This is a genomic window from Prevotella sp. RM4, from assembly GCF_000701965.1.
GTDB classification, from domain to species: domain Bacteria; phylum Bacteroidota; class Bacteroidia; order Bacteroidales; family Bacteroidaceae; genus Prevotella; species Prevotella ruminicola.
The window spans coordinates 121,731-133,062 of the sequence record NZ_JNKG01000008.1 but is presented as its reverse complement, the minus strand read 5'-3'; the positions used below and the strand labels follow the sequence as shown (position 1 = coordinate 133,062).

The following is an 11,332-nucleotide window of genomic DNA, read 5'->3' as shown; positions in this document are numbered from 1 at the left end:
AACGAGAAAACTCAATATTTTTTTTAATTTTTCACTATTCCTCTTCACTATTCACTAAAAAAATTATATCTTTGCACCCGCAAAACGAAATTCTAATTAGAAAAAATGAAACATATTTGTAAAGCAGCAGCCGTAGTTCTGGCTGCATTATCGATTGCCTCGTGCAACAACAATAAGTTTACCGTCGAGGGCCAGATTGCCGGTGCTAAGGACTCTGTGCTCTACTTCGAAAACGTAGGTTTGGAGGGCATTAACGTGCTCGACTCTGTAAAGCTTAACGACAATGGCGACTTCTCGTTCAGTCAGGATGCCACTACAGCCCCTGAGTTCTATCGTTTGCGCATTGCCGACCAGATTATCAACGTAAGCATCGATTCTACCGAGACTGTTCAGGTTAAGGGTCAGTATCCTGGTATGGCATCAAACTACACCATCAGCGGTTCTGAAAACTGTGAGAAGATTCGCGAGCTGGCACTCAAGCAGATCGACCTGCAGGCCAAGGCCATTGCGCTGCAGAGCAACACCGAGTTAGGCATTGCCAAGGCCAACGACAGCATCCAGAGCATGATTAACGCTTACAAGGAAGAGGTTAAGCGCAACTATATCTACAAAGAGCCTTACAAGGCATATGCCTACTTCGCTCTGTTCCAGGCTATCGGCAACTACCTGATTTTCAATCCTCGTGCCAACAAGGAAGATATCAAGGCTTTTGCAGCCGTTGCTACCAGCTGGGATACATATTACCCACACGCTGAGCGCGGACAGAACCTGCACAACATTGCCATCGAAGGCATGAAGAACCAGCGTATCGTAGAGGCTCAGAATGCCGACATTCAGATCGAGGCCAGCAAGGTTCAGGAGGCTGGTGTACTGGATATCGCTCTGCTCGATAACAAAGGTAACATGCGTCATCTGACTGATTTGAAGGGTCAGGTTGTACTGCTCGACTTCCATGTATTCGCTCTCAAGGATTCTCCAGCACGTATCATTCAGCTGCGCGAATTGTATAATAAATATCACGCTCAGGGATTGGAGATTTACCAGGTAAGTCTCGACAGCGACGAGCACTTCTGGAAACAGCAGACAGCAGCACTGCCTTGGATCAGCGTTCGCGACGAGGATGGCGCAGGTTCGCAGCGTCTGACACTCTACAACATTCAGGCTGTTCCCGACTTCTTTGTTATCGACCGCGGCAACAATCTGGTTAAACGAGCATCTCAGATTGCCGACCTCGAAGCTGAAATCAAAAAGCTTTTGTAAACAAATAATCCCTTCCGATTCTGGAAGGGATTTTTCTTTTTAGTACTTGCGCTTAGGATTCTTGGGGAACCAACCTTTCTCTACACGTTTCTTTTGAGCAAACAGCTCACCGATGCCCCACAAGGCGGAGGCGCCAAACACACCTACGATAGACGAAAGGATAGCATTCTCGATAAACAGGGCGCCCGCGATGCAAGCCAACCCCACAATGAGATATACAATCCAGGGACGTGTGCCCCAATAATACTCGGTTTTAATAACAATCGGATGCCACACGCCAATAGCCAGAAAAGTACTGGCAGCTATAATAATACCTGTAAAATACATACGCTACAATTTAGAAACTTTTTAACCAGGCTTTCAACTCAAAAACCATCTCGTAATGATAGGCAAAGGTTTCGCGATAGCCCCAACCATGACCACCTGTAGGATAAATATGAATTGAAGCTGGTACATCGTGCTTATACAGCTGCTGATAGTAGTTAAAGCCATTAGCCGCAGGCACAGCCTTATCATCGTCGCTCAGCGCCAAGAAAGCACGCGGTGTGGTACGATTCACCTGCAAGTCGTTACTAAACTCAAACTCCAACTTCTTATACTCCTTCAGCGCCTTCTTGTCCTCAGGTGCCTTTCCCAAGAAGTTATCGTGCGAGCCCTTATGTGTAAAGCCCGGATCCATCGTTACAACCGGATAGAAGAGTATCTGGAAATTCGGCGCAGCATTGTCCTTGGCATGGGTGGCGATGGTAGAAGCCAGATGACCACCTGCCGAGAAACCCATGATGCCTACATCGTTAGGGTTGATATGCCACTCGGTAGCATGACTACGAACCGTTTTGATAGCCTCCTCAGCATCAGAGATAGGCACCATACGGTTACCATGAGGCATACGATATTTCAGTACAATCAGAGCGATGCCCTGCGTATTAAAGAAAGGCGCCCACTGATGCCCCTCGTGGTCCATAGCCAGATGACTATAACCGCCACCAGGACAGCACACTACAGCACGACCGGTAGCCTTGTTGGCATCGGGCAGATAAACAGTTAGTTCTGCCTGATCATTACCATCCGAGCTCACTACTTCTGGTCCATTTGGCCAGAGTGGCATGGTGGTAGGTTTCTGTGCAAAAATAGTTGTCGAAAGAGTCAGCAATGCTGCTGATAATAGGATTCTAACACACTTCATTGTTTTAATAATTTTAATTTTGGCGCAAAGGTACTAAAAAAAAGCTACGGATTACGTGGTTTTTACGGATTTTTATTATCTTTGCAAGCAGAAACTTGAAACTTTACGATAAATTATGAAGAAAATCTTAGCTATTACAGCTCTTACAGTACTTGCATTTGGCTCTCAGGCCAAAGTAAAATTGCCACACCTAATTGGTGACAATATGGTTTTACAACAGCAAACCGATGCCCGCCTTTGGGGATGGGCAAAGCCTGGAAAAACCGTAAAAGTAACGACCTCGTGGAGCAGCGAAGCGGTCACTGCCAAAGCCGACAAAAACGGCGAATGGCTGGTAAAAGTTAAAACACCAAAAGCCAGCTATACCCCACTATCCATCACATTCGACGATGGCGACAAGCTCACCATCAGCAATGTGCTAAGTGGCGAAGTATGGGTTTGTGCCGGACAATCGAACATGGAGATGCCTGTAAAAGGTTTCTGGATGTGCCCGGTCAAAGATTACAATCAGGTGGTGATTGATGCCAAAAACCACAAAGGTGTACGAAGCATCAAGATACCTAGCGTAATGGCAGCCACCCCCCAGAACGACGCCCAGTGCGAGTGGCGCGAATGTACACCTAAGACCGTTGGCGACTTCTCTGCCACGGGTTATTTCTTTGCACGCACCATGCACCAGGCACTCGACATCCCCATCGCACTCATCGAGGCTAACAAAGGTGGCTCACGTGTAGAAAGCTGGCTCACCAAAGAGAATCTGGAGAAATACACCAACGATCCTACCGACTCTGTTGAAATCTGCAAGAAATGGGCACAGTACGACTACCACCGCTCACTGCTATGGGGTAACGGCACGTTCAACCCTATCCTGAACTATACCGTCAAGGGAATTCTGTTCTATCAGGGATGTTCGAACGTAGGCGATCCTGGCGACCAATATTCTCAGCGTTTGAAGCTGTTGGTAGATCAGTGGCGCAGTCAGTTCGGTTTGGGCGAAATTCCTTTCTATTTCGTACAGATAGCCCCCTATCGTTACGACGATGACAACAATGCTACCAGCGGCGCCCTGCTGCGCGAACAGCAGTTCAAAGCACAACAAATAATTCCCAACAGCTCGCTGATATGCATCAACGACCTGGTTTACCCCTACGAATACAGCCAGATTCACCCTGCACAAAAACAACAGGTAGGTGAGCGACTGGCTTACACGGCACTGGCTCGCGACTATGGCTTTGAGGGCATCCTCTACCAGAGTTCAACCTTTAAGGACATGAACATCAAGGGCGATGCCATCTATATCCACTTAGACAACAACTACCACACCGACGCCCCATTCGAAGACATCCAAGGCTTTGAGATTGCAGGCGACGACAAGGTGTTCTATCCCGCTCAGGCCCAGCACTTCTGGCAGCCCGGCGGCGGTTATTGGGACGAGGCCATCAAGCTGTCGTCGCCTCAGGTTAAAAAGCCCGTGGCTGTACGATACTGCTTTAAAAATTTCCAGATAGGCAACGTAAAAAACGGCGCCAATCTGCCATTATTCCCATTCAGAACAGATAACTGGTAAACGCTTATGACAGAGCATCCATTAGAAGTATTCCGATTCTGCCCTAAGTGCGGCAGTCAGGATTTTAAGATTCATAACGCACTGAGCCGCCATTGTGCCAACTGTGGGTTCACATTCTATCAGAACCCACGTGCGTCAACAGCCGCTTTTATCCTGAACGATAAAGGCGAACTGCTAGTAGCCACACGAGGCAAGGAACCTGCCAAGGGCACACTCGACCTGCCTGGCGGATTTGTAGATAACGACGAGAACGCCGAAGAGGGCATGGTGAGGGAAATCAAGGAAGAAACCGGACTCGACATCGATTCCGACACCGTTGAGTACCAGTTCTCTATCCCCAACGTTTATCACTACTCGGGTATGGACATACACACGCTCGACCTCTTCTTCCTGTGCCACGTAACAGGCGAGGCTGTAGTAAAAGCCGACGACGATGCCGCCGAACTGCAGTGGGTACCTCTCAGAGAGGTGTATGTAGAGCGTTTCGGACTACGCTCCATACGCCAAGCCGTACACCGTTTCTTAGCACAGAATTGTTAATAAATCTGAAAATCCTCTATATAAATAAGGTGGAAGAGAGTTTTTTGCTTACTTTTGCAGCCCGAAAGAAATATAACGCGACAGATTATGCAAAAGAACTTAGTGATAGTGGAGTCACCCGCAAAGGCAAAGACTATTGAGAAATTCCTGGGAAAGGATTACAAGGTCATGTCGAGCTACGGACACATCCGCGACTTAAAGAAAAGAGAAATCAGCATCGACGAAAAGACGCTGGAACCAGAATACGAGATTCCCGAAGAGAAGGTTAGTCTGGTAGAGGATTTACGATCAAAAGCCGGCAAGGCAGAGACTGTATGGCTGGCATCCGATGAGGACCGCGAAGGAGAAGCCATCTCATGGCACCTTTGCGAAGTATTAGGATTAGACGAACAGAAGACTAACCGTATTGTATTCCACGAGATTACCGAATCGGCTATTCTCGATGCCATCGAGCATCCACGCCATATCAACATGGATTTGGTTAACGCGCAGCAGGCCCGCCGCGTGCTCGACCGTCTGGTAGGTTTCAAACTCTCACCAGTACTTTGGCGTAAGGTTAAGCCCGCCCTGTCGGCTGGTCGTGTACAGAGTGTTGCTGTGCGACTGATTGTAGAGCGCGAGCGCGAGATACAGAACTTTAAGAGCGAGCCATATTATAGTGTCAGCGGTGTGTTTGCCGTTGTTAATCCCGATGGTTCGGCCTCGGAGGTTAAAGCCCAGCTGAGCAAGCGTTTCAGCACCGAGGATGAAGTGATGGAATTCCTGGAGAAGTGCAAAACAGCCACTTTCTATGCCGATGCCATCACCAAAAAGCCATCAAAGCGTACACCTGCGCCCCCATTCACCACATCTACCCTGCAACAGGAAGCAGCCCGCAAGCTCGGCTTCACCGTTAGTCAGACAATGATGGTGGCCCAGCACCTGTACGAGAGCGGACGTATTACTTACATGCGTACCGACTCTGTAAACCTGTCGCAACTTTGTTTGAACGCCAGCAAGAGCGAGATTGTAAACCTCTATGGCGAGAACTATAGCAAACTTCGCAAGTATCACACCAACTCAAAGGGCGCTCAGGAAGCACACGAGGCCATCCGTCCATCATACATGAATATGACTGAGATTGAAGGCAGTGCCCAGGAGCGTAAACTCTACGATTTGATTTGGAAGCGTACCATCGCCAGTCAGATGGCCGATGCGGAGATTGAGAAGACCACTATAACCATCAAGAGCGATGGTATCGAGGAGGTATTCACAGCTCAGGGCGAGGTTATCAAGTTTGATGGTTTCCTGAAAGTATATCGTGAATCATCCGACGATGACGAGAACGGCGAGGATTACAGCCACTCACTGCCTGTTATCAAGAAAGGACAGGAGCTCACACGTCGCGAAATCCTTACCACCGAGCGTTTCAGTGCCGGTCCTCAGCGCTACACCGAGGCCAGTCTGGTACACAAGATGGAAGAGTTAGGTATCGGTCGTCCATCAACATACGCCCCAACCATCTCTACCATCCAGCAGCGCGAATATGTGATGAAGGGCGATAAGAAAGGCGAAGAGCGTTTCTACTCTATCTACCAGCTGAAGGGTAAGCAGATTACCCAGAAAACCCGTAAGGAGATGGCTGGCTCAGAGCGCGGAAAGCTGTTGCCAACCGACATTGGTACTGTAGTAAACGACTTCCTGATGGAAAACTTCCCTGGCATCATGGACTATAACTTTACTGCCAAGGTAGAGCAGGACTTTGATAAGATTGCCGAGGGCAACGAGAAGTGGAAGGATATGATGAAACACTTCTACAAGGACTTTGAGCCAACGGTTGAGGAAACTCTTAACAGCCGTCAGAAGTTCAAGGCTGGTGAGCGCGAGTTGGGTAGCGACCCCAAGACTGGTCGCCCAGTATTTGTAAAGATTGGCCGCTTCGGACCTGTAGTACAGATTGGCTCGTCAGAGGATAAGGACAAGCCTCAGTTTGCCCAGTTACCTAAGGAGCTGAGTATGGAAACAATCACCTTGGAAGAGGCTATGGAGCTGTTTAAGCTGCCACGCGACTTGGGTGAGTTCGAAGGTCTGCCCGTAAGCGTTGGTGCTGGTAGATTCGGTCCTTACGTTAAGCACGACCGCATGTTTGCATCGCTGCCAAAGGATGCCGATCCAATGGCTATCACACTCGACGAGGCCATTGTGCTCATCCAGGAGAAGCGCCGACAGGAAGCAGCCAAGCACATGAAGTTCTTCCTTGAGGATCCCAAGTTGGAGATTATGAACGGTATCTACGGTCCTTACCTGGCCTACGACGGACAGAACTATCGCCTGCCAAAGAACCTGCACGAGAACGCCAAGGATCTTACCTACGACGAGTGCATGAAGATTATCGAACAGATGAAGAGCGAGGAGGGTGATAAGAAAACCGCCAAGCGAGGTGCAAGAAAAGGTGCTGGCAGAAAGGCCGCCACTAAGAAGACAACCACAAAAGCAGAGGCAGAGGCATGAAGCGCATCATTCTGATAGGCTATATGGGAGCCGGCAAAACCACCATCGGTAAGGCTCTCTCAAAGGAGTTAGGTGCCACCTTCTACGACCTCGACTGGTATATCGAGAGCCGCATGCGCAAAACAGTGGCACAGATATTTGCCGAACGTGGCGAAGAGGGGTTCCGAAAAATGGAGCACAGCATGCTGCACGAGGTGGCAGAGTTTGAGAATGTAATCATTAGCTGTGGCGGCGGCACGCCCTGCTTCTTTGACAATATGGACTATCTGAACCAGCAGGGACTGACGGTTTACCTGAAGGCCGATCCCGAGGTACTATACAACCACCTGCTGATGGGCAAGGTTGAGCGCCCGCTGATTAAAGGCAAAAGCCCCGAAGAGCTAATCACCTTTATTCGCCAGCAGCTCGAAAAGCGCGAACCTTTCTACACAAAGGCTAAGTATACACTCGACGTAAGTCTGATGGACAACTACGAGAAAATCAAGATTAGCGTCGATAAAATAAAAGAACTATTAGATTTATAACATATTCATATCCGTTTAGAAAATGAAGAAATGGACGATTGAGGATTCAAAGGAGTTGTACAACATCAACGGTTGGGGCACTTCTTATTTTGGTATCAACGACAAGGGCGATGTTTACGTTACCCCCAGCAAGAACAGCACACAAATTGACTTGCGCGAGGTAATGGATGAACTGGCACTGCGTGATGTTACGCCACCAGTACTGTTGCGTTTCCCCGATATTCTTGATAATCGTATCGAGAAAACGTGGAGCTGCTTTAAAAAGGCATCCGAGGAGTACGACTACAAAGGCGAGAACTACGTGGTTTATCCCATCAAGGTAAACCAGATGCAGCCTGTGGTCGAGGAGATTATCTCGCACGGCCGCAAGTTCAACCTTGGCCTTGAGGCTGGTTCAAAACCCGAGTTGCATGCCGTTATCGCCATGCAATGCCAAAGCGACTCAATCATCATCTGTAACGGATATAAGGATCAGAGTTATATCGAACTGGCCCTGCTGGCACAGAAGATGGGCAAGCAGATCTTCATCGTAGTTGAGAAGATGAACGAGCTTGAGATTATCGCTCGCGAGGCTAAGAAGATGAATATCCGTCCAAACATCGGTATCCGCATCAAGCTGGCCTCAAGCGGCTCAGGTAAATGGGAAGAGAGCGGTGGCGACGCCAGCAAGTTCGGACTTACCAGTGCCGAGTTGCTCGAAGCACTCGACTTCCTGGAGAAGAAAGGACTGAACGACTGTCTGCGCCTCATCCACTTCCACATTGGTAGCCAGATTACCAAGATCCGCCGTATCCAGACAGCCCTTCGCGAGGCTTCGCAGTTCTACATCCAGCTGCACAAGATGGGCTACAACGTAGATTTTGTTGACTGTGGTGGCGGTCTGGGCGTTGACTACGACGGAACCCGTTCTCCATCCAGCGAGAGCTCAGTAAACTATTCAATTCAGGAGTACGTTAACGACTGTATCTACACCTTTGTAGAAGCAGCCAACAAGAACGGACTGCCTCACCCCAATATCATTACCGAGAGCGGTCGCTCATTGGCTGCCCACCACTCAGTGCTGGTTATCGATGTACTTGAGACAGCCTCACTGCCCGAGATGCCCGAGGAGTTCGAGCCAGATGCCAACAGCCACCAGCTGGTTAAGGACCTGTATGAGATTTGGGACAACCTGAGTCCACGTAATGTCCTGGAGGACTGGCACGATGCCGAGCAGATTCGCGAAGAAGTTCTCGACCTGTTCAGTCATGGTATCGTCGACCTGAGAACCCGTGCTGAAGTAGAGGCTATGTACTGGAGTGTATGCCACGAGATTCATGCCCTAGCCAAGAGTCTAAAGCATATTCCCGAGGAGCTCATGAAGATTGACAAGCTCCTGGCCGACAAGTACTTCTGTAACTTCTCATTGTTCCAGAGTCTGAGCGACTCATGGGCCATCGACCAGGTATTCCCCATCATGCCTATCCAGCGTTTGGACGAGCGTCCCACACGTAATGCTACCATTCAGGACATTACCTGCGACAGTGATGGTAAGATAGCCAACTTTACCACCAATCGCAACAACTCGCACTCGCTGCCTGTTCATGCACTCAAAAAGAACGAGCCTTACTACTTAGGTGTGTTCCTGGTAGGTGCTTATCAGGAAATCTTAGGCGATATGCACAACCTGTTCGGCGATACCAATGCCGTTCATATCTCTGAGAAAGACGGCACCTACCACATCGACCAGATTATCGATGGTGAGACCGTCGAAGAGGTTCTGGAATACGTGCAGTACAACCCCAAGAAGCTGGTTCGCCAGCTGGAGGTTTGGGTTGCCAAGAGCGTAAAGCAGGGCAAGATCAGTTTGGACGAGGGTAAGGAATTCCTCTCTAACTACCGCTCAGGACTCTACGGATATACCTATCTTGAGTAGGCAGTTTCTTCTCATGCCATCATCTATCAGATGATACAAGTCGTACTTCAATACACTAAATAACAATTCGACGTGCGTTACCAAAATCATCTTACACTGCCTAACGATGTGCAGGAAGTGCCCCAGCTCAATGCATTTGTAGATGAGGTGTGCGAGACTGCAGGCCTCGACATGAGCACAACGATGAAGATTAACCTGGCCATCGAAGAGGCTGTGGTTAACGTCATGAACTATGCCTATCCCAATGGTAAGGGCGATGTGGATATCGATGCCCAGATAAACGATGAGCATCTTAAGTTTGTCATCAGCGACAGCGGTACCCCCTTCGACCCAACGGTCAAAGCCGAGGTCGATACTACGCTTTCAGCCGAACAGCGTAGTATCGGCGGATTAGGCATTCACCTGATACGACAAATAATGGATACCATTAACTACGAGCGTGTAGATAATAAGAATCTACTCACACTCAGCAAAATTATCACTAAAAAATAAATAGTTATGAAAACAACATTCAAAGAAGAAGAGAAGAATTTCGTGATGTACTTCGAAGGTCGTTTGGATACGGCTGCATCAGCAGAGGTTGAAAAGAGCATGGCTCCACTTTACGAATGCTCTGGTCACGATATCATTCTTGATTGCACAGCACTCGAGTATATCTCATCAAGTGGTCTGCGCCTGTTCCTTGGTCTGCTCAAGGCCGCAAAGCCCAAAGGCAGCCATGTTTATCTGCGCAACATGAACGAGGATCTGCGCCAGGTGTTTGCCATGACTGGGTTTATTAATCTTTTTGAGTTTATCTAATGCGCCTGTCGCCACATTGCGAAGCGTTGCTGCAGGAGTTCATCGACCTGCGGCCACAATTGATACAGCTTGACAACAAGGTTTTCGAGCTGTTACAGACCACCATGCAGCAGCAGGGCATCGAACTTAACAGCATCGAGCACCGCATCAAGGGTGTTGAGTCGTTGGCTGGTAAGTTAGAGCGCAAAGGCGAGAAATATCACTCGCTAAGCGACATTACCGACCTGATTGGTCTGCGCATTGTTACCTTCTATACCGATGATGTGGATAAGGTAGCAGCCATTGTCAGTCAGTTGTTCGATATCGACTGGAGCAACTCTGTTGATAAGCGCAAGCTGCACGATTTCAACAGCTTTGGCTATAACTCGCTGCACTACATCTGCCAGCTGCACGAGGGTAGCATTCCCTTCGAGATACAGATACGTACAGCACTGCAGCACACGTGGTCGGCCATCGAGCACGACATCGGCTACAAGGGTGCCGTTAAACTGCCCCCACAGTATCGCCGACAGTTCAGTCGCCTGGCCGGTATGTTAGAGTTGGCCGACGATGAGTTCAGCCGTCTGCGCACCACTATGACCGAATACCGCCGACAGATACAAACGCTGGTAAAATCAGGCAACCTAAGCGAGGTAACACTCTCTACCGACTCGTTCCGCAGCTATCTTGAATTGCACCCATTCGAGCGTCTTAACCAGCGTATTGCTGCTGTTAACCAGGCCGAGCTGTTCCCCGCCTCGCTGATGCCTTTCCTGCGCGTTCTGGAGCATTTTGGCATGGAATCGTTAGGCGATGTACAAGCTATGGTCGACGATTTGAGCGACACAGCCTATCAGCTGGCCCTGTCGCAGTTGGCTGTTACCGACCTTGATATCCTGTCTGAGTCGGTTGGTCTGCAGAACCTGTGCGTGGTTTACGCCTTGAAGCATGGCGGCGGTCGCGATGATGTGAAGATGATTTACGACACCCTGTACGGTGCCAACGAGAGTAACGCTATACTGGCCGATGCCATGATACGCCAATACAAGGCTATCGGACAAAAGCAGTAA

11 protein-coding genes are annotated in these 11,332 nt (G+C 49.1%); 9 read left to right on the top strand and 2 right to left on the bottom strand.

Going from position 1 to position 11,332, the window contains the following annotated elements:
• The first annotated feature begins 105 nt into the window (after nt 1-105).
• A complete protein-coding gene (locus T499_RS0106695) occupies nt 106-1,260 on the top strand; it encodes a TlpA disulfide reductase family protein (RefSeq protein WP_033150322.1) in 1,155 nt (384 codons plus the stop codon).
• Nucleotides 1,261-1,299: 39 nt separating this feature from the next.
• Here the strand turns inward: T499_RS0106695 and T499_RS0106690 are convergent, their stop codons facing one another.
• Nucleotides 1,300-1,587, bottom strand: coding sequence for a DUF4491 family protein (locus tag T499_RS0106690; protein ID WP_013064403.1), 288 nt, complete (start codon nt 1,585-1,587; stop codon nt 1,300-1,302).
• 10 nt (nt 1,588-1,597) lie between these two features.
• Nucleotides 1,598-2,446, bottom strand: a complete 849-nt coding sequence (locus T499_RS0106685; protein WP_033150321.1) for an alpha/beta hydrolase — start codon at nt 2,444-2,446, stop codon at nt 1,598-1,600.
• A 115-nt stretch (nt 2,447-2,561) separates the two neighbouring features.
• Here T499_RS0106685 and T499_RS0106680 point away from each other — a divergent pair, with 115 nt between their 5' ends.
• From T499_RS0106680 to T499_RS0106645, 8 genes are all read left to right on the top strand, one after another.
• Nucleotides 2,562-4,013: a sialate O-acetylesterase gene (locus T499_RS0106680; protein WP_013063551.1), complete on the top strand. Its 1,452-nt coding sequence runs from the start codon at nt 2,562-2,564 to the stop codon at nt 4,011-4,013.
• A gap of 6 nt (nt 4,014-4,019) precedes the next feature.
• Nucleotides 4,020-4,553 carry an NUDIX domain-containing protein gene (locus T499_RS0106675; RefSeq protein WP_033150320.1) on the top strand — a complete coding sequence of 178 codons (534 nt, stop codon included), beginning with the start codon at nt 4,020-4,022 and terminating at the stop codon, nt 4,551-4,553.
• An 87-nt stretch (nt 4,554-4,640) separates the two neighbouring features.
• Complete coding sequence (gene topA, locus T499_RS0106670) at nt 4,641-7,043, top strand: type I DNA topoisomerase (protein ID WP_033150319.1); 2,403 nt, start codon at nt 4,641-4,643, stop codon at nt 7,041-7,043.
• A complete protein-coding gene (locus T499_RS0106665) occupies nt 7,040-7,567 on the top strand; it encodes a shikimate kinase (RefSeq protein ID WP_013063930.1) in 528 nt (175 codons plus the stop codon). Before topA ends, T499_RS0106665 begins: the two co-directional genes overlap by 4 nt.
• Nucleotides 7,568-7,589: 22 nt before the next feature.
• On the top strand, nt 7,590-9,482 hold the full coding sequence (gene speA / locus T499_RS0106660; protein ID WP_013064814.1) for a biosynthetic arginine decarboxylase: 1,893 nt from the start codon (nt 7,590-7,592) through the stop codon (nt 9,480-9,482).
• A 72-nt stretch (nt 9,483-9,554) separates the two neighbouring features.
• Nucleotides 9,555-9,974: an ATP-binding protein gene (locus T499_RS0106655; protein ID WP_013065604.1), complete on the top strand. Its 420-nt coding sequence runs from the start codon at nt 9,555-9,557 to the stop codon at nt 9,972-9,974.
• Nucleotides 9,975-9,980: 6 nt separating this feature from the next.
• Entirely contained in the window at nt 9,981-10,283 is a 303-nt protein-coding gene (locus T499_RS0106650) for an STAS domain-containing protein (RefSeq protein ID WP_013063616.1), read from the top strand.
• A complete protein-coding gene (locus T499_RS0106645; protein ID WP_052173505.1) occupies nt 10,283-11,332 on the top strand; it encodes a GTP pyrophosphokinase in 1,050 nt (349 codons plus the stop codon). Before T499_RS0106650 ends, T499_RS0106645 begins: the two co-directional genes overlap by 1 nt.

Bases quoted from the DNA above. Each gene is read 5' to 3' on its own strand.
- T499_RS0106680 (WP_013063551.1), top strand. From the start codon at position 2,562: ATGAAGAAAATCTTAGCTATTACAGCTCTTACAGTACTTGCATTTGGC.
- speA (WP_013064814.1), top strand. From the start codon at position 7,590: ATGAAGAAATGGACGATTGAGGATTCAAAGGAGTTGTACAACATCAAC.
- T499_RS0106665 (WP_013063930.1), top strand. From the start codon at position 7,040: ATGAAGCGCATCATTCTGATAGGCTATATGGGAGCCGGCAAAACCACC.
- T499_RS0106645 (WP_052173505.1), top strand. From the start codon at position 10,283: ATGCGCCTGTCGCCACATTGCGAAGCGTTGCTGCAGGAGTTCATCGAC.
- T499_RS0106685 (WP_033150321.1), bottom strand. From the start codon at position 2,446: ATGAAGTGTGTTAGAATCCTATTATCAGCAGCATTGCTGACTCTTTCG.
- T499_RS0106650 (WP_013063616.1), top strand. From the start codon at position 9,981: ATGAAAACAACATTCAAAGAAGAAGAGAAGAATTTCGTGATGTACTTC.
- T499_RS0106695 (WP_033150322.1), top strand. From the start codon at position 106: ATGAAACATATTTGTAAAGCAGCAGCCGTAGTTCTGGCTGCATTATCG.
- T499_RS0106675 (WP_033150320.1), top strand. From the start codon at position 4,020: ATGACAGAGCATCCATTAGAAGTATTCCGATTCTGCCCTAAGTGCGGC.
- T499_RS0106690 (WP_013064403.1), bottom strand. From the start codon at position 1,587: ATGTATTTTACAGGTATTATTATAGCTGCCAGTACTTTTCTGGCTATT.
- topA (WP_033150319.1), top strand. From the start codon at position 4,641: ATGCAAAAGAACTTAGTGATAGTGGAGTCACCCGCAAAGGCAAAGACT.